Origin of the sequence: Bacillus sp. XT-2 (assembly GCF_025696525.1) — a bacterium.
In the GTDB taxonomy this organism is placed as follows: Bacteria; Bacillota; Bacilli; order Bacillales; family Bacillaceae; genus Bacillus; species Bacillus halotolerans.
Map to the genome: position 1 here is coordinate 258,194 of NZ_JAHVOC010000004.1, position 24,008 is coordinate 282,201.

Annotated in this window: 24 protein-coding genes; 13 read left to right on the forward strand and 11 right to left on the reverse strand. The window is 44.3% G+C overall.

Annotated elements, in window-relative coordinates:
• Positions 1–6 precede the first annotated feature (6 nt).
• The gene (locus tag KXD37_RS13325) at positions 7–1,512 is read right to left on the reverse strand and encodes a coproporphyrinogen III oxidase (RefSeq protein ID WP_106020631.1); all 1,506 of its coding nucleotides are present in this window, start codon (positions 1,510–1,512) and stop codon (positions 7–9) included.
• 112 nt (positions 1,513–1,624) lie between these two features.
• On the reverse strand, positions 1,625–2,491 hold the full coding sequence (locus KXD37_RS13330) for a Cof-type HAD-IIB family hydrolase (protein WP_059336402.1): 867 nt from the start codon (positions 2,489–2,491) through the stop codon (positions 1,625–1,627).
• A gap of 491 nt (positions 2,492–2,982) precedes the next feature.
• On the opposite strand from KXD37_RS13330, the gene KXD37_RS13335 reads away from it, so the two are divergent.
• Entirely contained in the window at positions 2,983–4,056 is a 1,074-nt protein-coding gene (locus KXD37_RS13335) for a DNA alkylation repair protein (RefSeq protein WP_106020633.1), read from the forward strand.
• Between the two features lie 44 nt (positions 4,057–4,100).
• Here KXD37_RS13335 and KXD37_RS13340 read toward each other — a convergent pair whose 3' ends face one another.
• Complete coding sequence (locus KXD37_RS13340) at positions 4,101–4,454, reverse strand: YlbF family regulator (protein ID WP_010333576.1); 354 nt, start codon at positions 4,452–4,454, stop codon at positions 4,101–4,103.
• A 92-nt stretch (positions 4,455–4,546) separates the two neighbouring features.
• Positions 4,547–5,680, reverse strand: coding sequence for a DUF445 domain-containing protein (locus KXD37_RS13345; RefSeq protein WP_263463614.1), 1,134 nt, complete (start codon positions 5,678–5,680; stop codon positions 4,547–4,549).
• 262 nt (positions 5,681–5,942) lie between these two features.
• Here KXD37_RS13345 and KXD37_RS13350 point away from each other — a divergent pair, with 262 nt between their 5' ends.
• The 6 genes from KXD37_RS13350 (at position 5,943) to KXD37_RS13375 (ending at position 10,060) form a co-directional block, all read left to right on the forward strand.
• Complete coding sequence (locus tag KXD37_RS13350) at positions 5,943–7,034, forward strand: YheC/YheD family protein (protein WP_106022389.1); 1,092 nt, start codon at positions 5,943–5,945, stop codon at positions 7,032–7,034.
• Complete coding sequence (locus tag KXD37_RS13355; protein WP_024120760.1) at positions 7,024–8,385, forward strand: YheC/YheD family protein; 1,362 nt, start codon at positions 7,024–7,026, stop codon at positions 8,383–8,385. The genes KXD37_RS13350 and KXD37_RS13355 overlap by 11 nt, the downstream gene beginning before the upstream one ends.
• A 158-nt stretch (positions 8,386–8,543) precedes the next feature.
• Positions 8,544–8,753: a YheE family protein gene (locus KXD37_RS13360; protein WP_024120758.1), complete on the forward strand. Its 210-nt coding sequence runs from the start codon at positions 8,544–8,546 to the stop codon at positions 8,751–8,753.
• A gap of 212 nt (positions 8,754–8,965) precedes the next feature.
• The gene (gene sspB, locus KXD37_RS13365) at positions 8,966–9,169 is read left to right on the forward strand and encodes a beta type acid-soluble spore protein SspB (RefSeq protein ID WP_010333571.1); all 204 of its coding nucleotides are present in this window, start codon (positions 8,966–8,968) and stop codon (positions 9,167–9,169) included.
• Between the two features lie 106 nt (positions 9,170–9,275).
• Entirely contained in the window at positions 9,276–9,401 is a 126-nt protein-coding gene (locus KXD37_RS13370; RefSeq protein WP_081638264.1) for a hypothetical protein, read from the forward strand.
• Positions 9,402–9,439: 38 nt separating this feature from the next.
• Positions 9,440–10,060 (forward strand): NAD(P)-dependent oxidoreductase, encoded by a 621-nt coding sequence (locus KXD37_RS13375; protein ID WP_106020635.1) that lies wholly within the window; start codon positions 9,440–9,442, stop codon positions 10,058–10,060.
• 45 nt (positions 10,061–10,105) lie between these two features.
• On the opposite strand, the gene KXD37_RS13380 is transcribed toward KXD37_RS13375, so the two are convergent.
• On the reverse strand, positions 10,106–12,127 hold the full coding sequence (locus tag KXD37_RS13380; protein WP_103672379.1) for an ABC transporter ATP-binding protein: 2,022 nt from the start codon (positions 12,125–12,127) through the stop codon (positions 10,106–10,108).
• Complete coding sequence (locus KXD37_RS13385) at positions 12,124–13,881, reverse strand: ABC transporter ATP-binding protein (protein ID WP_024120755.1); 1,758 nt, start codon at positions 13,879–13,881, stop codon at positions 12,124–12,126. The genes KXD37_RS13380 and KXD37_RS13385 overlap by 4 nt, the downstream gene beginning before the upstream one ends.
• 447 nt (positions 13,882–14,328) lie before the next feature.
• Between KXD37_RS13385 and KXD37_RS13390 the strand changes: the two genes are divergently transcribed.
• Both KXD37_RS13390 and nhaC read left to right on the forward strand, forming a co-directional pair.
• Positions 14,329–14,829: a universal stress protein gene (locus KXD37_RS13390; RefSeq protein WP_059293132.1), complete on the forward strand. Its 501-nt coding sequence runs from the start codon at positions 14,329–14,331 to the stop codon at positions 14,827–14,829.
• A gap of 125 nt (positions 14,830–14,954) precedes the next feature.
• Positions 14,955–16,316: a Na+/H+ antiporter NhaC gene (gene nhaC / locus KXD37_RS13395; RefSeq protein WP_127695576.1), complete on the forward strand. Its 1,362-nt coding sequence runs from the start codon at positions 14,955–14,957 to the stop codon at positions 16,314–16,316.
• 37 nt (positions 16,317–16,353) lie between these two features.
• Here the strand turns inward: nhaC and dat are convergent, their stop codons facing one another.
• The gene (gene dat / locus KXD37_RS13400; protein WP_105955295.1) at positions 16,354–17,205 is read right to left on the reverse strand and encodes a D-amino-acid transaminase; all 852 of its coding nucleotides are present in this window, start codon (positions 17,203–17,205) and stop codon (positions 16,354–16,356) included.
• A 282-nt stretch (positions 17,206–17,487) separates the two neighbouring features.
• On the opposite strand from dat, the gene KXD37_RS13405 reads away from it, so the two are divergent.
• A complete protein-coding gene (locus tag KXD37_RS13405; RefSeq protein ID WP_106021542.1) occupies positions 17,488–18,336 on the forward strand; it encodes a polysaccharide deacetylase family protein in 849 nt (282 codons plus the stop codon).
• A gap of 24 nt (positions 18,337–18,360) precedes the next feature.
• Here KXD37_RS13405 and KXD37_RS13410 read toward each other — a convergent pair whose 3' ends face one another.
• From KXD37_RS13410 to KXD37_RS13420, 3 genes are all read right to left on the reverse strand, one after another.
• Positions 18,361–19,104, reverse strand: a complete 744-nt coding sequence (locus KXD37_RS13410) for an NAD-dependent protein deacylase (RefSeq protein ID WP_106021543.1) — start codon at positions 19,102–19,104, stop codon at positions 18,361–18,363.
• An 81-nt stretch (positions 19,105–19,185) separates the two neighbouring features.
• Positions 19,186–20,301, reverse strand: coding sequence for a mechanosensitive ion channel family protein (locus KXD37_RS13415; protein ID WP_263463615.1), 1,116 nt, complete (start codon positions 20,299–20,301; stop codon positions 19,186–19,188).
• Positions 20,302–20,451: 150 nt separating this feature from the next.
• Positions 20,452–20,559: a YhdX family protein gene (locus KXD37_RS13420; protein WP_024120747.1), complete on the reverse strand. Its 108-nt coding sequence runs from the start codon at positions 20,557–20,559 to the stop codon at positions 20,452–20,454.
• 234 nt (positions 20,560–20,793) lie between these two features.
• Here KXD37_RS13420 and KXD37_RS13425 point away from each other — a divergent pair, with 234 nt between their 5' ends.
• Genes KXD37_RS13425 through crcB form a run of 3 tightly spaced genes read left to right on the forward strand, consistent with a single transcriptional unit; the run spans position 20,794 to position 22,260 of the window.
• A complete protein-coding gene (locus KXD37_RS13425) occupies positions 20,794–21,519 on the forward strand; it encodes a glycerophosphodiester phosphodiesterase (RefSeq protein WP_151174873.1) in 726 nt (241 codons plus the stop codon).
• Positions 21,512–21,904 (forward strand): fluoride efflux transporter FluC, encoded by a 393-nt coding sequence (locus KXD37_RS13430; RefSeq protein WP_106021544.1) that lies wholly within the window; start codon positions 21,512–21,514, stop codon positions 21,902–21,904. The genes KXD37_RS13425 and KXD37_RS13430 overlap by 8 nt, the downstream gene beginning before the upstream one ends.
• Positions 21,904–22,260 carry a fluoride efflux transporter CrcB gene (gene crcB / locus KXD37_RS13435; RefSeq protein ID WP_024120744.1) on the forward strand — a complete coding sequence of 119 codons (357 nt, stop codon included), beginning with the start codon at positions 21,904–21,906 and terminating at the stop codon, positions 22,258–22,260. Before KXD37_RS13430 ends, crcB begins: the two co-directional genes overlap by 1 nt.
• A 13-nt stretch (positions 22,261–22,273) precedes the next feature.
• Here the strand turns inward: crcB and KXD37_RS13440 are convergent, their stop codons facing one another.
• On the reverse strand, positions 22,274–23,659 hold the full coding sequence (locus KXD37_RS13440; RefSeq protein WP_101863766.1) for a hemolysin family protein: 1,386 nt from the start codon (positions 23,657–23,659) through the stop codon (positions 22,274–22,276).
• Between the last annotated feature and the right edge of the window lie 349 nt (positions 23,660–24,008).

The window sequence follows — 24,008 nt, forward strand, 5'->3', positions numbered from 1 at the left end:
CTGTGATCAGTGCTGCTTTGTCGTTCTCTCAAAAATCTGCTCTAAATATTTGATCTTTTCGTCCGTGTAGTGCTCAAATCGGTCATTGTATGATTTCGGGTCTTTCGGATTGGCAAAGTGTGTGATTTTCCCTGTATCCGGATCAATAAATTTACTTGCCGCACCGCAGCCGATGCCGATAATCGTCTGCACTTCTTCCATAATCATAATGTTGTAGATGCTTTCCTGGCCCGGAATCGAGTACCCGACGTTTTCCAGATTTCCAAGAATATTTTTCTGGCGGTATAAATAATAAGGCACGTATCCATGTTCTTTCGTCCAAGCTACCGCATCATCCATCATTTGAGAAACCTCTTCTCTCCCGGCAACTTTGTATTTATGTTTGTTTCTTGTCATTTCTGACGCCCGCTTAAAGGAAAGGGTATGAACAGTCAGCGATTCCGGCATCAGTTTCTCGGTTTCTGAGAGGCTGTGTCTGAACTCCTTCACGCCTTCGCCAGGCAAACCGATAATTAAATCCATATTGATATTATTCATGCCGTGCTGGCGTGACAGATGGTATTTTTCAATGGTCTCTTCCACCGTATGATGACGGCCGATTGCTTTGAGCGTTTCGTTTTCATAGGATTGCGGGTTAATGCTGATCCGGTCAATATCATATTTGTTCAACACGGCAAGTTTTTCTTCAGTAATCGTGTCGGGGCGGCCGGCTTCCACAGTAATTTCCCGAATGTTTTTCACATCCGGGAAGGAGCGGACCATTTCTTCATACAGTAGATCCATCTCTTCCGCTGTAATGCTTGTAGGCGTCCCGCCGCCAAAATATATGGTTGTGACCTTGACGTCATGCTCCTTGAGCCATTCGCCGATTTTCTGCATTTCGTAATGCAGCCCCCATAAAAATGAGCCGACTCTGCCTGCTTGTCCTTGGATAGCGTATGCAGGGAATGTGCAATACGCACATTTGGTCGGGCAGAAAGGAATGCCGATATAAATACTGACTTCGTCCTTTACTTGATACAAATCAGGAACTGCCGCCAGCTGCCTGTCGACAATTTGCTGCATCAATTCGATTTTCTCATCATGAATTAAATAGTCTTTTTTCAATTCTGCATGCGCCTGTTCCTTCGGCATCCCGCTTTGCAGCTTTTTATGAAGCAGCTTCGTCGGGCGGATTCCCGTGAGAATTCCCCACTTTTGCGTCATCCCCGTATGCGCTTGAAGTAGATTTAAGTAAACATAAGAAATTGTGTTTTTTACTTGTTTGAAAGCTTCTTTTTCATTCATATCAGGAGAAAAAGATTTAGTATGGTGTTCCTTAATTCCGGTTCCTTTCACTTCTCCTGAAACCGTCACATGCTCATCCGTTTGCGTGCACGCTAAAGAGATGACAAGATCCGCCGGCTCCTCTCCGCCGTAGACAAGACCGCATTCCTCATAAAACAAATTTGCGATATTTTGCAGTGGCCGATGAAGGCGGTCATCGTGTATGCCTTCTATTTTAATTTGCAACTTCATCACCTAATTTATCAGATTCAAAACTTTCTTTAGTGTACAGAAATAAACAGCTAAAATCAATCCGGCAAAAAAGCCGCCGCACCTGTTTGGGCGCGAGCGGCTTTTTTTATACGCGTTTCATGTGGAACTTATCGAGGAACCCTTTTCGCTGCTGCATACGGAAATATTCCTTCATCATATATGCGACGCCTTGCTCGTCATTTGACCTTGTGACCCAATCTGCTTTTCTCTTTATTTCCGGTGCAGCGTTCCCCATTGCAACCCCAAGTCCGGCAAGCTCAATCATCGGAAGATCGTCTTGCTGATGGCCGATAGCGACTACATCCTCCATCCCCAGCCCCAGTTCCGAAGCAACAAGTGCAAGGCCCGCTTCCTTCGAAACTCCCTTTGGAACAATGTTCATCTTCTCATCGTTTACGCGAATCACGTCAACCGCCGGGAAGGCTTTTGTAATCGTTTCTGTAATGTCTTGCTGAATATCGTGTTCTGTATATACTTCGATGACGGGCGCACTCACCGGTTCATCCATCAGAAGATCGCTTAACGATTCAACAAACTGAACCGGGTAAAAGATGGGATCTGACGGGTGGATCAGCGCTTTCCCAAGCAAATTTGAATTGACCTTTTTCTTGTTTCCAATCGAATATTTCTCGTGAAGAAGCCTGATGTTGCATTGATAGCTCTCAAGCACTTGAACGATATTAAAAGTATGATCGTCAGAAATTCTTTTTTCAAAAAAGGGCGCGTCTATTTTCTCAGCGATATAGGCGCCGCTGTGGGTGATCAGCTTTGCATCAAGCTTCAGCGATTTTGCTATTTTCTGAGCTGAGCGAAAATGGCGGTTGGTGACAAGTGTGACGTAAATCCCTTTTTTCTTAACATATTCAATCGCGTCTTTCGTTGCCTGATGAATTTTCCCGTTCGACCGAAGCAGCGCTCCATCTATGTTTAAGGCAAGCAATTGTTTAGACACAGAGATGTCCCCCTCCTTGATGACTGTACTTGTGTATAGGATATGACCCTGTCTCTGTGTTTAGAACAACCTTTTCTGTACAGCAAAAAAAGCCTGACTCAGCAGACTTTATATACGCAATCATAATAGGATACGATCGAAGCAGCCATTCTCCCTAATATCGTTATTTCGATTTACTTACGAAAAATCATGTATCAGGAACCCCTTATTTGACCAATGATGCGCTCCGAACACTTACTCTCTGTTGCTTATCCCCTCTATATAACGGCATGATATGCGACCGTATCCATTTGAAATAGGTAAGTGTAGGCGCTTTCAATGTTATTATCCCAGTTTTCTCTGCAGATGACAAGGGTTTTTTTAACTAAAAAAAGTAACCAATATCTGTGTAACTAAGGTAGCGTGTAATGTTAATTATTGGATTTCACCACTTGAATAGGAACGTACATTCGTATACAATATAAACATTAAATGAAAAAAGTGGTGGTCCAATGACTGTATTAAAAGAAATTTATAATCAAGAACTGATCTCTCGATTGACAGATACTGTAAAAGAAACCTATCCAGCGTTCAACAAAGACAAATTCGAGGAACTCTTAATGACGGGAGAATGGCCTGGGCTCGCATTAAAAGAACGCATGCGCCGCATTACCGTTGCTTTATACGAAACACTGCCGAAACATTATGGCGAAGCGCTTGCAGTATTATGGGATGCAGCTCCTCATTTTAAGGGACTCAGCGGAATCATATTTCCTGATTATGTGGAGCATTACGGCTTAGAGCATTGGGATGATTCAATGAAGGCGTTAGAATACTTTACGGCATATTCCACTTCAGAATTTGCTGTGAGACCTTTTTTGCTTTTAAATCAGGAAAAAATGATTGCACAATTCCTGATATGGTCTAAGCATGAAAATGAGCACGTAAGAAGACTTGCGAGTGAAGGAAGCAGGCCCCGCCTCCCATGGGGAAAATCGATACCCGCTTTGAAATCGGACCCCTCCCCCGTGCTGCCGATCCTCGAGCAGCTGATGCAGGACGAGTCTTTGTATGTGAGAAAAAGTGTGGCCAACAACCTTAATGATATATCAAAAACGCATCCTCACTTGCTGAGAAAAGTCGCAGAACAATGGTATGGAACACATCCTCATACAGACTGGATCATCAAACACGCTTACCGGACCTTGTTAAAAAAAGGCGATAAACAGGCTTTATCGCTTTTTGGCTATCACGATGCTGACTCGATTCAACTGCAAGAATTAACGTGCGAGTCCAGCCGTATTTCTATTGGCGAAACCCTCAAGTTTACTTTTCACATTCATTCAGACAGGGATCAGAAAGTAAGAATTGAGTACGCCATTGATTACGTAAAAGCCAGAGGCCAGCATCATCGAAAGGTATTTAAAATAACAGAAACGAATATACGAAAAAACGAAACAAAATCATATACCAAAACACAAACCTTTAAGGATTTATCTACAAGAAAACATTACAAAGGAATTCATACATTATCAGTAATCATCAATGGAGAGGTAAAGAAATCGCTGGATTTTCTAGTTTGCTAAACGAATAAAAAAATCCCTTCTTTTCCAGAAGGGATTTTGAATGATTAGCCTTCGACACTGCCGTAAAGCTCTTCTAAAGGCTTCATGATGATTTTGTTTAATTCGCCGATCAGCATACTCATACGCTGCTCCGCTTCCATCAGCTGAGAGATTTTTTCGTGCTGCTGCACAAGCGCAACGGTTTTTTGAGCCTGCTGCACTTCGTCTTCTGTAATTTCTTCTCCAGCCATTTGTTTTTGCTGAAGTCTCAGCTGCACATCACGGAAGTTTTCGAACATTCGTTTCGCAGACTCGTCTGCGTTTACTTCATCGTACAGGTTTTTTAAACGGGTAAACTCTTCGCTCCCGCGCAATGCATTTTCCAGATCATACGCTACATCATAAAAATTAACAGCCATTGTAAATAGCTCCTTTCATTATTGCCGATTGACATACCACTCCACTATAACAGACTATGGAGCTCCTTTCATTAATCGAAACACGTTTCTTCTTAAAAAAGGATGACAAACAACGCTTGAATTGCACCTATGATTCCGCCGAGAAGGCCGCCCAAATAGGTTATCATTTTAAATTCTTTTTTCGAAATCGACAGCACCATTTCTTCAAGACGCTGTACCGGGAACTGATCCACCTGCTCCCTTACAATTTCCTCAAGGCGCATTCGTTTTAATACACTTTCAAGATTGGTTGAAATCCCCTCAAGCAATTTGTCTAAAAGCGCCGGCAGGATACGATGGTTCAGATCATTTTCATAGCGGGCTGTAAGCGAGCCAATCGTATTTTCAAAAAACGGAGCAGTTGAAAATGCTTGCAGCACTCTTTGTTTCAGGCTAAAGATTAGTACTTTTGCGTTCCATTTTTCGTCCGCTTCATTAAATGTATACTCCTTCAGCTTGCCCCATTCGTTTTTCAGAAGATCAGAAAGCAGCTTCTTCGTTTCCTCATTCCGCAAAAACTTCAGAAGCTCCGGCAGCACGCGATCAGCAAGGCTTGAATTGCCGAGAAACATTTGCACCATGCTTCCAAGCATACCGCGTTCTTTTAAGAAATCATCAATCATATTGCCGAGACGGATTTTTCCTTCTTCACTTTCAAAATAATGAATGCTTCGCGCCAAAATATAGCCTGAAATCATCGGTATCTTCTCTTCTAGCTTTTCCTGCACTTCCAATGGCAGTGCTTCCTTTAACGTTTGATGCTCATATCGGCGGAAAAGTTCATTCAATTTATCATCCGTCCAGCGGCTGATCCAAGCGTCTGCCGCTTCACCCGGATGCTTTACTCCGGCTTTTTCAAGCGCTTCTTTTACTGTCATTTCAGATAGCGACAGGTTTTGAATCAGCTGTTCTCCGACTTGAAGCGCCTGCTTTTTGGCTGAATCTGAAACAAGCCGCTTTTTAATACCCTCAGGCGTTAATAAATGGTTTACCACCATCAGCCCCATTTGTTTCGCAAGCTCATCACGTCTTCTTGGAATCAATCCCGGAGTAAAAGGGACTCGTTTTCCAAACAAATAATATGCCTTATACGGCCTAAATAGCATTTGAATTGCTAAATGATTGGTCACCGCGCCGATAACTGCGCCGATCACGATCATAAATATAAAGGTTCCTGCAATACCCATTCCTGCTCATCTGCCTCCATCTGTGCTTTTACTTTTTCATAAATAGAATGACCTATTTGTATTATAGAGGTTGGTGTGATCACTTAGCAAACAAGGAGACAAAACATATGGCCATAAAATCAGCTTGTTTAACAGGAATAGGGCAAGATGCTGAATCGTAATCTGTAAAGTAGACTACCGACAGCTGTGTTCCTGATGTTTTTTGAAGCGTAAAGCTGCTGACACCGGCCGGCAGCTTTTTAATAAAAGGGGGAGTCTCACCATGATAACACTCGGTTTTATGTCCTTAACCCGCCAGCACGAGCAGGATTATTCCGCAGAATTGGCTACAAGAGCGCCCGAATTCGGCATACGTTTGATCCGCTTTACACCGTTTGACATTTTGCCCGACACCCTGCGTGTCAAAGCGCTGGTTTATCATCCAGCGAGCAGCAATTGGAACGAAACAGAACTTGCGATTCCCGATTATATTTATGACCGCTGCTTTTATGGGAAGGATTCACAATCACAAAAAGCAAAGCCGATCGTTGAATGGCTCAAAAAATATCCGAAAACCGAATTTATCGGGCGGGGTCTTCCTGATAAATGGACTGTGTTTCAAGATTTGCAGGAGCATTCTGTGATCAATCCTTACATTCCAGAAACCATGAAAGTGAGCCGATTTGAACAAATCCATTCGTATTTATTGAAAGAAAAAGCCTGTATTTTAAAGCCAGCGTTCGGTGCTGGCGGCAGAGGCGTGATACTTCTGGAGCTTGGCAAGAAAAACATAACCGCCACCTACCATATCGGAAAGGATAAACAGACAAAATCCTTTTCCAACCAAGCTTCATTTAAAACTTGGTGCAAAAAAGTGCTTCAGCACCAATATTTGATGCAGCCTTATTTAAATATCCAAGATAAGGAGCAATACCCTTGTGATATCCGGCTGTTTATGCAAAAAAATGAGGACGGTGAATGGCATACCGTCGGAAAGGCAGTGAGACGCGGATACAAAAACGGGCTGCTGGCCAATTTATCAGGCGGATCGGATACGCTTACATTTGATACATGGTTTGAAAATATCCCGAAAAAACAGCAGGTAGTCTTACTGGATGACGTATTCTCGATTACCCAATCGGTTCCGTATTATCTTGATGAGCGATACGGGCCATTATTTGAACTCGGTCTGGATATATGCCTTGCGAAGGACGGGAGGATCTGGATCCTTGATATCAATTCTAAACCAGGCAGAAAATCAATACTTCATGTTTCTCCTGAGAAAAAAGAACATCTATATACTTGTCCTCTTAAGCGGTGCAAATTTCTATTTTCGCTGCAAAACCAGAAAGGAGTCCTTCCGCGTGAATCGTAAACGGTTTTTGATCGGCATAGACAAAAACAGTGAAAATACTCTGTTTCTGCCCTCCGCAATGAAGCAAGACGGCCTGTTGTCTGCCTCATTCGGAACGAAGGTTGTCAGATGCCATGTTACTTTCAGACGAAATCTCGAACAGACAGTGCTCCTCTCTGAAAATCTGTTTCACGAACTGCTGATACCGCATCGCAGCCGGGCTGATATTCTCATTCATGATCATTCGGTGCACATTGGTCCGTTAATCGGCATCTTCACCGCGGGGTTTACCGCATCACTTGAGCGCCCTTTTAAGGACCGTTCTCTCTTTTTTTCTAAACTGCTCACTTTGCATGAACAAACAGGAAGCTATTGCTTCGTGTTCGGCGCGCACCAAATCAATTGGCAGGAAGGGACGATTGAAGCGCTTCTATACAGGGAAAATGGCTGGGAGAAACACATTGTCCCGCTGCCGAACGTCGTGTATGACCGTTTGCCGAATAGAAAAATCGAGAACTCAATTGTCTTGCAGAATACAAAAAACCGGCTGATCAATGAATATCAAATCCCATGGTTCAATAAAACATTTTTCAACAAATGGGATGTTCATCAATTGCTGGAAAAAGACCCGAGAACGGCTCCTTACTTACCGAAATCAATCCTTCATCCTACTGTTGAGCGGATTGAAGAGCTGAGTGATTCATTCGGCAAGGTTTATATAAAACCGGCGGACGGAGCACTCGGCACCGGGATTTATCAGCTCGCCAAAACAAAATCCGGTTTGACTGTGAAACATACAAATGATGCCAAATCTTTTTCTTCAATCGACTATCCCGATGCTTCCGCATTTCTGGATGAATTTCAAAAACAGCATGATCCCGCTGTCTTTCTCGTTCAGCAAGGGGTAAATTTGATTGAATTTCAGGGAAAACCAGCCGATTTCCGCGTTCATACGAATAAAAACAGTAAAGGGAAATGGACTGTGACCGCCATCGCAGTAAAAATTTCAGGAGAAAACAGCATTACAACACACCTATCGAATGGCGGAAAAGTGAAAACGCTGGCCGAAGTATACGATGATCCGGCGGAACGAATACATGTCATTAAAAAGCTTTCTGCGGCGGCATTGACTGCCAGCCAAGTGCTCCATGACCATATCGAAGGGTTCATCGGCGAGATCGGTTTTGATTTTGGCATTGACCAAAATGGTAAGGTATGGATGTTTGAAGCGAATTCACGTCCGGGCCGCAGTATTTTTTCTCATCCGAGTCTGCAATCTGTCGATTCTTTGACAAAACGAAGAAGCTTTGAATATGCTTCATATCTTTCGAAGATGGCCATTACCTCCCATGAATCGCTGTGGCCATCCTAATTTGCCCGCTTTATGTAAAAGCGGGCTTGAAGTTTATTCAACGCAAGGACAAGTTCATCATAAAGCCCCTTCAATGATGTTTTGCAACAATGATACAATGAATGTAATTCGTCCGTATCCATGTCAATTGATATCAATTTCAAGGAGCGTGGCCCCTGATGATTTCTCATTTCAGCTGGAAACCTTTGTTTCAAAAACAAAAACTGCCCGGATGGACAATTTCGTTTTACTATAAAGGCATGCATTACGAGGGCATCTATCATAAAAGCGGCGAGATTGAATGGGGAGATTTGTTTCCCGCCCGTGCTGATGAGCCTGCACTCAAAAACGAGATACATGAATTGATGCTTTTTCATATTTACGATTAGCTTAGCCTGAGCGGCTAAGCTTTTTTTATGCCTTCTCAAGATTTACCACTAAAATCCCCGCATGAGTTTCAGTCAAATCTAACATAATACGTAGTAACAAGCCGGCAAAGCATTGGGTTACGCCGAGACGGCAGTGACACCCGAGACGGGTCCACAGACTGGTGCAACTCCAGTTAACCCAACCATATCAAATAAAAAAGGAGATTTTACACATGGCAAACCAAAACTCTTCAAATCAATTACTAGTACCTGGCGCAGCTCAGGCTATCGACCAAATGAAACTTGAAATCGCTTCTGAATTCGGCGTTAACCTTGGAGCGGATACGACTTCCCGCGCTAACGGTTCTGTCGGAGGAGAAATCACAAAACGTTTAGTATCTTTCGCTCAGCAGAACATGGGCGGACGCGTACAATAACAATTCAATAAATGGCTGACAGAAGGCGCGGTTTCCGCGCCTTCTTTATATTTGTCACCCTTTTTTCCTACACCACATATCCTAGGAGAAAAGGGAGGGAATCAAGGTGCCATTCATCGCTATTGTGAATTGGGAGCTGGTGCAGTTCGTAAGTATATCCATGATTAATGAATATGTTTCCCATCGTTCTGTCTTTTTGTACAGGTATTCTTTCCCGCGCTGTTCAAACTGAGTACATCCTTTTATAATGAGGGGCGAGGAGGTTTTTTCATGAAAATTGCCTTATTTGGCGCAACCGGCCGTGTCGGACAAGCCTTTTTAAGATTGGCAGGCACCAATGAACAACTGGATATTTACGCTCTGATCAGATCATCGAATGATAAACTTGGCCTGCCGAAAGAACGGATCGTTATCGGGAATGCCCGCTGCCGAGAAGATGTGAAAGAAGTTATGAAGGATGCTGAGATCGTCATCAGCTGTCTCGGTACAGATGGCGACGATACGTTGTCAGCTGCCATGACACATATTCTTGCCATTATGCAGGAAAAGCATATCAAACGGCTCATAACGATCGGCACCGCGGGCATTCTTAATTCACGATTTGAACCAGGAAAATACCGATTTGAAACAAATGAATCAAAACGAAAGCTGACCCGCGCTGCCAAGGAGCATGCAAAGGTATATGAAATGCTTAGAGATTCGTCCTTAGACTGGACCATGATCTGCCCCACATATCTCCCCGACGGAGAAGCAGCAGGTGAATACCGTGCAGAGCGCAACGTCTTGCCGGCGGAAGGCAAAAAGATCACTGTCGGCGACACTGCGGCTTTTCTGTATCACGAGCTTCTTACAGGAGACTATATCGGCTGCCGGGTAGGACTGGCTTATTAATGCGTACAAAAACCCAAAACATTGAATGTCTTGGGTTTTTGAAAACTATGCAATGGAGTGCCTCTGTCCTTTTTGCAGCTCATACATTTGATAATATTGCCCTTTTAACGCCATTAGTTCCTCATGATTCCCTTTCTCAACAATTTCTCCTTTTTCAAGCACTAAAATTTGATCCGCGTTTCTGATGGTTGAAAGCCGATGTGCAATGACAAATGTCGTGCGCCCTTGTTTCACTACATCCAGTGCCTTCTGGATCAAAGCCTCTGTCTCCGTATCAATATGCGCCGTTGCTTCATCCAAAATCAAAATGGCGGGATCGTACGCCAGAGCTCTTGCAAAGGAAATGAGCTGCCGCTCTCCCGAGGATAGCGTGCTGCCTTTTTCAATGACAGGTTCGCTGATGCCTTTCGGAAGCTTTTCAAGAAGCGACTCAGCCCCAACTTGCCGCAGTGCTTCTATGATGTCTTCTTCTGAAATTCTTTCATCCTCCAGACTGACGTTAGAACCGATTGTTCCTGAAAATAAGTACGGGTCCTGCAGCACAATCCCCATATGGGATCTAAGTTCCTGCCTTGACATGCTGTAAATGCTTCTCCCATCGATGAGCACATCCCCTTTTTGCGCATCATAAAAGCGGAAGAGAATATTCAAAATCGAGCTCTTGCCTGATCCGGTATGGCCGACAAGCGCTACAGTTTCGCCTTTTTGTGCTGTAAAGGAAATGTGTTTCAAAACATTTTGTCCTTCTTGATAAGCAAATGATACGTCTCTAAATTCAACCCGCCCCAGCGCGCGCTCCTTCGCCGGTTCACCCGTTTCTTCCGTTTCCTTTTCTTCAAGCAGTTCAAAAACACGCCCGGCGGACACCCGCGCCAGTTCCAGCTTAGAAAACTGATTGACGATACCTGTAATCGGCTGGAATAAGCGGTTTAAGTAATCCACAAACGCGTACAGCACACCGATGGAAACAATTCCTGCCGCGTTTAGACTTGCGCCGCCAAAATGCCAGATCAGACAGACAAACGCAAGGTTGCGGATCACATTCACAAGATTGTGTGACATTAAGGAGTTTAAATTCAGCATCCTGTTCTGATAGTAATAATGAGATTCATTTAATTCCTCAAACTCTCTCATTGTTTCTTTTTGATGGCGAAAAGCTTGGATGATCGGCATGCCTTGAATAGACTCATTCATTTTTGCATTAATGTCACTATTGATCGAACGGATTTGATGATTGTAATAGGAAGCGTATTTCCGGTAGATAATCGACCACAGCCAGATGATCGGCACAATCGCCAAGCATAAAAACGCGAGCTTTACATCCAGCAGGAACAACGCCGTAAATATCCCGATCATATATATGCCGCTTGTCACAAACGTCGACAGCACTGTCACATATAAATCTCTGATTGCCTCGGTATCATTTGTAATTCTTGCGACTACTTTGCCCGCGGGAAGATTATCAAAATAGCGGATCGGCAGTCTCTGAATGCGGGAAAACACATCCTGTCTCATCTTTTGAATAATGCGGTTGGCACTCATCTGCAATAAATAATGCTGCCCATATTGGAAAAATACCGAGAAGACAAGCAAACCGGCATACAGAAAAATAAGAAACGTCATACCCTTCATTTCCGGCTTATAGAACTGAAAAATCTCCTGCTTTGTCAGCTTTTCAGCAGGATACGTCCGGCTTTCATTCCCATTAGTGATCGTCAGCTTTCCGTCAGAAACCGTTCTGTTCCCGTCAAAGCTGACAGCCTGATCAACGAAATAAAACGCCATTCCCACTTGATAAATATGCGCTTCTTTCTCTTTAGCAGCCGCTCCCTGCATCCGGTCCTCCCTGACATAGGAGGTGCCGTCAAATTCAACTGCATTTTTATCTTTTTCCGAGACCTCATACCATGTTTTTTCAATGCCGAGGATGTGGTCGTCAATCATTTTTTTGCCGATAAACGGTCCGGTCAGCTCTGCCCCGACTGCAATCGCAAGTAACAGGACGGCAGTGATCAGCAATTTTTTATATAGGAGTGCGTATCTCCATAATGTTTTTCCCGTGTTCATGCCCCTGCTCCCCCTTCTTCTGCAGTGAACAGCTGCTGCCTTTCGTATTGTTCCCGATACCATCCGTTATTGGCCATCAGCTCTTGATGTGTGCCTCTCTCAGAAATCACGCCGCCGTCCATCACAAGGATGAGATCGGCATGCTCCACAGCTGATAAACGATGCGTCAGAATAAATGTCGTTTTCTCTTGGCGGTTTTTCCTGATATTGCTGATAATAGCCGCCTCCGTTTTTGCATCTACAGCGGAAAGAGAATCATCCAGGATTAAAATCTCCGGATTCGCCATCAGCGCCCTCGCGATTGAAATTCTTTGTTTTTGCCCTCCAGAGAGTGCGACGCCTTTTTCACCCACCATTGTCTCCAGACCGGCCGGAAGCATTTGCAAGTCTTTTTCAAAATGAGCTTCTGAAACAGCCTTCTTTACCTCAGCATCACTTGCGTCAAGCTTTCCGTACAAGATGTTTTCTTTTACAGACCGGGAAAACAGTAAATGATCCTGCGGCACATATCCAATCCATCCGCGGAGCCGGTCAAGAGGAATCTGCTCAATCGGCACACCCGAACATGTGATGCTCCCTTCACCGGCTGGATACTGGCGCAAAAGCTGCTTAATGATCGTCGTTTTACCGCTCCCTGTTTTACCGGCAATCCCGACAGTCTGCCCTTTTCGCACGGCAAAAGAAATATCTTGAATATTCACATTTGTTGAGCTTGGGTATGTAAAGCTGACATGGCTGAAAACGATATCTCCAGGCTCTTTTAAATCAGACGGCCGCTTCGGATCTGTCACGTCCGGTTCATAAGAAAGGGTTTCATTTACCCGATCTAAGGACGCGTTGCCGCGCTGCATCACATTAATTAATTCACCGATCGCAAACATCGGCCAAATCATCATGCCCAAATAGACATTAAAGGAAACAAGCTCGCCAAGCGTCAGCTCATTACGGAAAACAAGAAACGCTCCATACCCCAGCCCAATCAGATAGCTGGCGCCGACAAGCAGCTTAACAGTCGGCTCAAACAGAGAATCGATAAAGGCTACCTTCATATTCTTCCGGTACACATCGGCCGTCATTTCATTAAAACGGCGTTCATCATTCGTTTCCTGCACATAAGCGCGAATCACTCTCACACCCGAGACCGATTCGAGCACCCTGTCATTCAGCGCTCCGAAAGAATGTTGTGCCTCTGTAAACCTTTCATGAATTTTACTTCCGTATATGCTGATCGCAACAGCCATAATGGGAAGCGGTATTATGGCTGCAAGCGTCAGCTTCCAGCTGATCAAAAACCCCATCGTCAAAAAGATCGTCATCATAAACATTGTGGAATCGACTAATGTCAAAATGCCAAAACCCGTCGTTAAACTGACAGCCTGGAGATCATTTGTCCCCCGCGCCATTAAATCTCCTGTTCTGTATTTTTCATAAAACGGCGGCGCCATTTTCAGCAAATGGCCCATCAGCTTAGAGCGGAGAATTTTTTCCATCACATTCGCTCCGCCGAACAGCTGGTGCATCCAAAAATAAGACATGATATACACCACCGCCGTCAAACCTAAAAATACGCTGACATAAAACAGCAGCCCGCCTGAGGTAAACTCCCCCGATTTCATATCATCGATGGCGTTCCCCAACAATTTAGGCGGAAACATCTCAAGTACATTTACACATAATAAAAGCACAATCGCAATGGTATAGCGCAGCCAGTAGGCTTTAAAAAACCATCCCAGCTTTTTCAATACTGAAAACATCCATCCCCATCTCCTTTATCTCGTCAGCCGCCTTCTATTTTTTCCTTGCAGCTCTTTTCGTTCAGGTTGTCATAACCAATCCTTGCCTCTGTATTTGTCTTCACATCCGATACACCTGTCTTTCTTAAGATTTTGTATATAAAAAAGGCATGAAGCGTCAGCTCCATGCCTTTTGTTATCGATTATGATGTACAGAGCGCTTTTCGGCGCGCGGATTAACCCAATTCAAAAAAACAGAATAAGGGTTTGCCGCGCCAATATGAAACTGTTCTGTAAGACATATCATTCCTTGGCATAGCAAACCCTCCATTCATTCTGATTTTTCACTCTTTTTTCATAATATAAACAAAACCTTTTTTTGTCAATCATTACTTGAACAGAGAAAAGATTAAATAGATATGATGTCGGGTATTGTATTGTACGACGTTTTTTGAAAGGGTGAGAATGATGTTTCATGCTGACCGTATTATTGTTGCGTTTGACGGAAGTGAAAACAGTAAGAAAGCGCTTCAGACAGCCATTGATCTTGCGAAAACGGTAAATGCAGCCATTACAGTCGCCCATTCACATGATATGAAAGACAACCAGACCATCATCGATCCGCCGAGGCCCGCAGCAGGGGCAAGCTATATTGGCGGAGGCATGACAAGTGTTCCTGACCCGCTGATATCAGATGTTGCGCCACCGGAGCCAATGATTTATGAAGACCGTACGGAAGAAGTCATCGCCGAAGCCAGAATGATGCTGAATGATCAGCAGACAGAGGGAGATATCGATATATTGGAAGGTGACCCGGCTGAATCAATTATCGAGCATGCCAACCGGGTTTCAGCCGATCTGATTGTAACCGGAAGCAGAGACCAAAACAGACTGAAGAAACTTTTGTTTGGAAGTGTAAGTGAAAAGCTTTCGGCGAAATCAGATATACCGGTTCTGATCGTAAAGTGAGCACGCCACGTGCTCGCTTTTTTATATTCATAATTGTGAAAAAACACGGATTTTCGTTTTTTTCTGATATAATGCTTTCGTGCCCAAAAGCACAAAAGCATTAAAGAAAATGATGGGGTGTTGTTTTGGATTCTCAAAAAAAGCTGACGTTTCCGTTAGCCGTCGGTTTATTTATATTAATGTTAGGAGTCATTATCTCCTGCTTATTTTTTCTTCATACAGAACCGCATATCCCGCTGTTCCTATGTGTTGTCCTGCTTTCAGCAGCCGGTTTATGGTACGGTTTTTCCTGGAACAGCCTTGAAAAAGGAATTGTAAACGGGATTAAAAACGGTGTACAGCCGATCATTGTTCTGGCACTGATCGGTATCTTAATCGGCGCTTGGATGTACAGCGGCGCCATACCGTCCGTTACAGTTTATGCTTTGTCCTTTATTGAACCGAGCCATCTTCTGTTGACTGCTTTGTTTTCCTGCATGATCATCAGCACGCTTGTCGGCTCAAGCCTGACAACTGTAAGCACAATTGGCGTGGCACTGATCGGCGTGGCGAGCGCGGCAGGCGTTCCGCTCGAATGGACGGCGGGGGCAGTCATTTGCGGAGCCTGCTTTGGTGATAAAATGTCACCGATGTCGGATACAACAAATTTTGCTGCGGGTATAGGCGAAATATCTATCTTTGAACACATTCGCCACATGATGGGCACAACCATTCCCGCCTTGCTGATCACCGTTGTCCTTTTTTACTTTCTTGGTTTATCAGTCTCAGCAGACGCTGCTTCAACAGATGATATTGCACATGTTATTGCCGGAATAAAAGATGCAGCAAACGTCACACCGTGGGCGCTTCTTTCTCCGCTCTTAGTTGTTTTGCTGGCGATTAAGCGCGTGTCCGTTATTCCCGTTCTGACTGCCGGTATTATTTCCTCGGGAATTTTGACAGCCATCTTTGTTCCCGACAGCAGCATTCAGGCTTTTATGTCAGCCCTGCAAAATGGCACCATGTTCGAAACTGACAATGAGGCTGCCGCTAAAATCATCAACAGAGGCGGACTGCAATCCATGATGGGCTCAGTTTCTCTTATTATGATCGCTTTTGCACTCGGCGGTTTAATGGAGAAAATCGGCCTGATCTCCGCACTATTGGAGGGTGTGATGAAAGGAATCCGTTCAAAGGGCAGTCTCATTGCAGCAACTGTCTGCTCCAGTATCGGTGTCAATCTTGCAACAGGCGAACAGTATTTATCTATATTAATACCGGGACAGTCATATAAATCCTTATATGACAAACAAAACATTCAGCGGAAGTTTTTATCAAGATCATTAGAGGACGGCGGAACATTGATTAATCCATTAATCCCTTGGGGCGTCAGCGGGGCTTTTATGGCAACCGCGCTTGGTGTTCCCGTCATTGACTATATCCCATTTACGTTCTTCCTCTATATATCGCCGATCATCTCGATTTTAGTTGGATTTGTAAAAAAATAAAAAGAGCGCCGCTTGCAAAGCGGGCTCTTTTTTAACATTAAAATGATACGCGGGCTGCCTGCTGAATGCTTTCTTGAAAAGCCGCCTGCAGCTGTTTTGTCACCGGTCCGGGCACTCCGCTTCCGACTGATTTTCCATCAAGCGTCACAACCGGAATAATCTCTGCCGTCGTTGAAGAAATAAAGATTTCCTCCGCCTGTCTCAGCTCTTCTTCAGTAACGGGCTTTTCATCAAGCTCTATGCCGTTCTTTACGATGAGATCCAAAATCTTCATTCGTGTAATCCCATTGAGAATCATTCGGTTAGCCGGATGCGTCCGCACCGTACCGTTTAAAACGGCATAAACATTAGAAGATGTACCTTCTGTAACAATTCCGTCTCTTATTAAAATGCCTTCAAATGCTCCCGCTTCGTAGGCTTTCTGCTTTGCCATCACATTATACAGTAAATTCAGACTTTTAATATCGCATCTCAGCCAGCGAAGATCCTCATCCGTGATGGCTGAAACGCCGTATGTCTGCTCCTGTTCCGGCTTTTTAACAGAAAATGTATAGGCCGTCGTCTGCGGCTCAAGGCCCGCTTCATATTGGTGTTTTCGCGGAGCAACCCCTCTTGTGGTTTGAATGTAAACCGCTCCGTCGCTGACCGCATTTTCCTGCACAAGCTTTTGCAGGTCCCACTCTAAATCTTCTAAACTGAACGGCAGTGAAATTCCGATCTCAGCCGCGCTTCTGAATAAACGCTCCGCATGCTCGCGCAAGCCGAATAATACCCCTTTATACACCCTGATAACCTCATAGATTCCGTCTCCAAACTGATAACCGCGATCTTCCACATCAACGGATGCCTCGTTTCGCTCCACCAGTTGGCCATTGACTAAAATCTTCATATAAGCCCTCCCTTTTTCGTATTTATCCTGATGCCTAATCAAGCTGTCATTGTCACTCATTCTACCATATCAAACCAGCTGAAAAACAGAAAGATCAAGAACTCAATAGCTGGGAAGGAGATTATTTTTTCCTTAAAATCTGACATTTCGACATTTTTTCTATGTTCTTTCCAGTTTTATTCCTGTATACTTGACTCGTAATACATAGGTTGTAAACAATGGCACCTTCAGAGCTGCCAATACAGCGGTATGTAGAGATTTTATGCCACTGGAGAGATTGATATGCGACAAACGAGAGGAGACGCTTCTCCTTCTGCAGTTTCGCTTGCTTTTAAATTTGCAAGTTTAGCAGTTTTATGTGTGCTGCTTTTGCTTATGGTGATTTTAGGTTATTCCAACAGCTCCTCGAAAGCAAAGGAGATCACTGTCACAACAAACAGCCAGCTTCGTGATGAGAAGGAAAGCCTGAAGCTGAAAGACGACTCCCCAGGCCTGCTGATAAAACATTTGCAGACCGAGCAGAATATGGGAGACAAAACGGTTTATTTAACCTTCGATGATGGCCCGTCAGCCTCTACAAACCGCTTGCTGGACGTACTGAAAAGCGCCGATGTAAAGGCGACATTTTTTATGCTGTCACCGCGAATGAACGAATTCAAACACGCGGTTAAAAGGGCCGGAAATGAAGGGCATGCACTCGGTTTACACGGGGTCACGCATAATAACAAATTGTTTTATCAAACGCCGACATCACCGCTAAAAGAAATGCAGCAGGCGCGTGACACGCTGGAAAGCATTACAGGCTATCGCACTGATCTCGTCAGAACGCCCTACGGCAGCAAGCCGTCTCTTACAGATTCACAAATTCTCAATCTAGAAAAAGACGGTTTTGTGTACTGGGATTGGACGATTGACAGCATGGACTGGAAATACCGCAACTCAAAATACGTAGCAGAAGTACTGCAGCAGCTTGACAATATGGAACACAGCCACTCAAATCGGCCGTATGTGATTCTCATGCACGATCTTCCTGCTACAGTAAACGCACTGCCGGTGCTAATCCATAAACTGAAAGAAAAGGGCTATTCCTTCGGTGTGTTAAAGGATACAATGGTTCCGGTTCATGAATAAAAAGTGAGGCGCTTATCTGCGGCCTCACTTTTTTATGCCCAAGCGCCGGGCAAACTCTCCGATTTTTTGATGGATGACGAAATCAAACAAACTGTCGCAGTACGTCGGCTCCAGGTTAATAATGGCTTTTTTTATGCCTGGAATCCGGCTTGCATCCTCAGGCACAAATCTGGCGGGAGCAACCTCAAGAGACGTGCCGATCACCAATAATAGGTCGGCTTTATCCAGCTTTTCATAAAGCGTGTCAAAATGCAAAACGGCATCACCAAACAGAACGACATCGGTTTTTAATACCGTTCCGCACACCTCACCGTCATTTCCGACCGCTGTACACTCCGGCACATCATGCTTCAGCAAATGAGGGAGATCATATCGGGCGCCGCATGAGAGACAGCTCGCTGTTTGGATAGAGCCATGCAACTCGTATACATGTCTGCTTCCGGCTTTTCTATGAAGGCCGTCAATGTTTTGTGTGAATATATCCACCTGCTTCCCTTGTTTCTCCAGTTCTGCCAAAAGCAAATGCCCTTCATTCGGTTCATAGCTCCCGCTCATTTTCATTTGAAACAATTCTTTGAACTTAGGCCAAAACAGACGCGGATAGCTTAAAAAATAATCAAGGCTCATCGCCTCCATCCTTGAGGCATCCTCAGTCCAGATGCCGCCGGCTGAGCGAAAATCGGGTATGCCTGATTCTGTGCTCATTCCCGCTCCGGTCAGCACGACAATTCGCTGCGCTTCATTCAGCATGTTTCTGAATGCTTCCAATTCAACACCGCCTTACAGTCATTTTTCTCTTATTTTACCATGAAAAAGACTCCGCCTCTTTACAGACGAAGTCTTTCTTTTTTAAGCCCGTTCCTTTTCCCCTTTATTGAGATTTACTTGAAACGGATCGTGCTGGTGCTTCTGGTTGACATACACCATTTGTCCGGGATAAGCAAATTCAACCCCTTCAGCTCCGAGGATTTCAATAATTTTGTAGTTGATATCCTCTCTGACATGAAGGTTCTCTGCCCAAACCGTTGTTTTTGTATAGAAGTTGAAAAATAAATTGTAATAGCTGTCAGCAAACGTATCGAAATTGACCATGATTGTATCATTATCGACGCCTTCATGTTCAAGCAGCATCTTTCTGAGTGAACGAATGCAGCGTTCCAAATTCTCAATCGGCGTTGCGTAGGATACATGAATGGAAAATGTAATCTGACGCTTGGTCATTCTCGTCCAGTTCGTGATGGCTTCCATCGACAGCGTGGAATTCGGCACCGTTACAAGCGCACCCTGCGCTGTTCTGAATCTTGTGCTTCTGAAGGTAATATCCTCCACTGATCCGGTCACTGTCGCCGTCTCCACCCAATCACCGATCGTAAACGGCTTTTCAGTGATAATAATGATTCCGCCAAAGAAGTTGCTGATCGTGTCTTTCGCTGCTAGCGCAAAAGCCAATCCGCCAAGCCCAAGGCCCGCCACAAACCCATTGACGTCATAATTAAATTCCTGCGCGATCACGCTCACACTGAGCGCTATAATGACAAAACGGAGCAGCTTAGACAAAAACGGCGCCAGAATATCATCCATATCCAGTTCGAAGCGCTGATTCACTTTATGAAAAATAAAAGATGATGTAGCGGTCAAATTACAAAGCCCCCAGCTCAACAGCGTCACAATCAGCGAGCGGTATATTTTGCTGATCAGCGGCATCTGTGCATCTAAAAACGGTGAATAGCGGATCGCTAAAAACAGCCCTAAGGCAACAAAAAACCATCTGGCAGGCTTATCGAATGCCACAACCACCTGTTTAAAAATTTCGGTTTTCGGTTTGTTTGTCATATTAAAAAGCAAATTAAAGAAATATCTTGTAAACAGTTTTCTTAGTATAAGAAACAACAGCAAAATTGCCAAACTGATGCCGGTTTGTATGATTTTATCTAGCGTGAAAAATTGCTGCAGATGATCTAGCATGGCAGTCTCCCCTCTATCCCAATCGAATGTTAATTATACTAAAACATTCGGCAGAATGCTTCTCTAAATGTCTTTATAAAACACAAAACCCCGGCGGAGCGCCGAGGCAATTTCTCATTTTAACCATTCAGCCAGATTCAATAGGGACAGTCACTTACTTTTTTTCGTTTGTGTCTGATCAAGGAGAGTTGCTTTTTGCATTTCAACATCCGTTTCGGCTTTAATTCTTTCCTCCACTCTGATTCTCCCTTTTCCCATGATCTCGCCTCCTTTTTTGCTATTATAAAGTAACAGAATATTTTGTGAACATGTCGAAAGCACTATTTTTCTGCCGAAATATGCTCGGATACGGTGAGTGTTCTTGTTTCAGTTATACGTTGTTTTCAGCTTGGACTATTCAAATATGACAGAAAAAAATTCACAAGTTGGTATCGCGGTGCATATATGGATTTGATACAATAACAGAAATGCCCATATGAGGAGCTGACAAGCTTGTACACCATTGCCCACCGCGGAGCATCCGGCTACGCTCCCGAAAATACAATTGCTGCATTTGATCTCGCGGCAGAAATGAATGCAGATATGATTGAGCTGGATGTCCAGCTAACAAAAGATAGGCAGATTGTCGTTATACACGATGACAGAGTGGACCGGACAACAAACGGTTCAGGCTTTGTTAAGGATTTTACGCTGAAGGAGCTGCAGGCACTCGATGCAGGAAGCTGGTACGGCCCCGCTTTTCAAGGAGAAAAAATCCCGACTCTGGAGGACGTGCTCAAGCGCTACCATAAAAAAATCGGACTTTTAATTGAACTAAAAGGCCATCCTTCGCAAATCGGGATTGAAGAAGAAGTGGGACAGCTGTTAGGACAATTTTCTTTTTCTATTAACAATATTGTTCAATCCTTTGGGTTCCGCTCCATCCAAAGGTTCCGCGAACTTTATCCATCGATTCCGACAGCCGTTATTACAAGGCCGAATTTTGGCATGCTGTCCAGAAATCAGCTGAAAGCCTGCAAATCTTTCGCAAATTATGTCAACATCAAATACACACGTCTCAATCGTCTCATGATCGCTTCCGCCCATAAAAACGGATTAAAAGTGTTTGCATGGACAGTAAGGCATCAGAAAACAGCAGCCAAATTGCAGGCCATAGGCGTGGACGGTATTGTCACAGACTACCCGGACTACGTATTAAAGGATGGAAAACATGAATAGATATAGTGCAGTTTTTATCGGAGGCGCCCTTGGCGCTTGTCTCCGATACGGATTGAACATCGGCATAAACAATGACATATTTCCGGCTGCAACTTGGCTGGAGAACGCGGCAGGCAGCCTTCTACTAGGCGTTCTGACCGGTTTTTTTATGATTAGGGCGAAACGGCCTTTGCTATCGGCTTTTTTAGGCACCGGTTTTTGCGGAGGCTTTACAACCATGTCAACATTTTCTAAAGAAACGGTCATGCTGTTGCAATCCCATTCGTCATTAGCTGTTTTGTATATGGTGTCCTCATTCATATCCGGAATCGTACTTGCCCTCTTTGGCGTTTTGGCAGGACGGCAAATAGCCCGATCTCAAATAGGAAGGGGGCGGAAGCAATGATGACACTAGCTGGTATTTTCGCAGCGGGAGGACTCGGTGCTGTGCTGCGTTTTTGGCTCGGCAATGTCATAACATCTAAAACCGAAAGCCTTCGTTTTCCAGTCGGTATTTTGACCGTTAATATACTGGGTGCCCTCGGTCTTGGTCTTTTTACAGGGCTTCACGTGACAAATTCATCTGCAGCACTCATCATCGGCACCGGCTTTTTTGGCGCCTTTACCACTTTTTCCACTTTCAGCGTTGAAAGTGTTCAGCTCTTGCTGGCGAAGCGTGTAAAGGAAAGCATCCTATACATCGGCTTAACGCTTTGCGGGTCCCTCTTGGCGTTTTGGTGCGGCTGGACGCTGCTGACATAAAAAAACCTTGAGCTTATTTCTCGCTCAAGGTTGCACTGTTCAGCATGACCGGCTCGGGCATCGGCAGCGTATGGTGGGCCGTAACCCCGGTTGTCTTGCTGATTTCTTCTTTTATATCTATTTGCTTAATCAGACGGCCATCCATCTTCAGCACCTTTATTGTATATGATCCGATGCGAATGGATTCACCAGCCTCAATATCAATGTTTTCTTTCAATATCAGCCCGCCGATAGTGTCCACGTCTTCTTGAATCGATGCGCCAAGAAGGCTGTTCACCTGATCCATGCGAACCTTTCCATCCATAATATAATGGCGGTCGCCAAGCTTTTGGATCAGCGGCTGTTCGTCTTCATCAAATTCATCTCTGATCTCGCCCACAATTTCTTCAAGAATGTCCTCTGTCGTGACAAGTCCTGAGGTTCCGCCGTATTCATCCGACAAAATCGCCATATGAATGCGTTCACGCTGCATTTTAATCAGCAGATCATGAACCGGAATTGTTTCAATGACTTCGATCACTGGCCGCACATACGGATGGATCGTCATTTTCATTCTTTCCTCTTCTGTCATAAACAGCAAATCAGAAAACAAATGCTTCGTATTGACCAAGCCGATTACACTGTCTTTGTCCCCATCCGTGACAGGCCAGCGGGTGTATTTTTCTTTCAGCATAACCTCCAGCATCTCGGCCATTGTCATATCTGTTGATACAGCGGCCATTTCCTTCCGCGGTATCATAATTTCTTTGGCAATGCGGTTATCAAATTCAAAAATCTTATTCACATATTTATATTCAGACGGATTAATCTCTCCGTTTTTTAAACTCTCAGACAACAGCATTCTGAGTTCTTCTTCAGAATGAGAACCCTCATGTTCTGACGCCGGCTTTAAACCAAACATGCCGCATAAAAGCCGCGCCGATCCATTCAGGATCCAAATAAACGGAAACAGGAGCAAATAGAATAGTCGCAGCGGACCCGCTATCAGCAAGGTTAGCTGTTCAGCCTTTTGAATCGCGACCGTTTTCGGGGCCAGTTCACCTACAACAACATGCAGAAATGTAATCAAGCCGTACGCGACCGCAAAAGAGACTGCATGAGAAACCGATTCCGGCAGGCCGAGCGGTTCAAACAATGGGTGCAGCAGCCGTTCAAATGCCGGCTCCCCCAGCACGCCGAGTCCAATCGATGTCACTGTAATGCCCAGCTGGGATGCAGATAAATATTCATCCAAATCTGTAATGACACGCTTTGCGAGTATCGCCCGTTTGTTTCCTTCTGTTATAAGCTGATCAATTTTGGATCTCCTTACTCTAACAATCGCAAACTCACTTGCGACGAAAAATGCAGTTAAAGCAATGAGCACACCAATTAAAATCAGACTGTCAATATCGTCCATTTAACCTTATCCCCTCATTAAAGGATAAGGAGTCACCTCCTGATATAATCATTTTTCCTTAACATTGAGGTACGCGGTGTATTGTTGCCTAAGCAGAGGGCCCCATCATACCACCTCCAAGTCAAAGTTTGATTATAAATTGTATATTTTATTGTAACACAACTCATTCCAAAAATGATTTTTAATTTTTAGACTTTTATCACGGGACAAACTATTGATTCATCCGGCCAGCAGGTTCTCGATATCTGTGTATAGCCTTTCAATCTCTGACTCTGCACCTGTAAAGATGCTAAAGGCTATTGGCAAGACGCTGTTCGCTGAAATATCAGACATTGATCTGTTTTTCAAG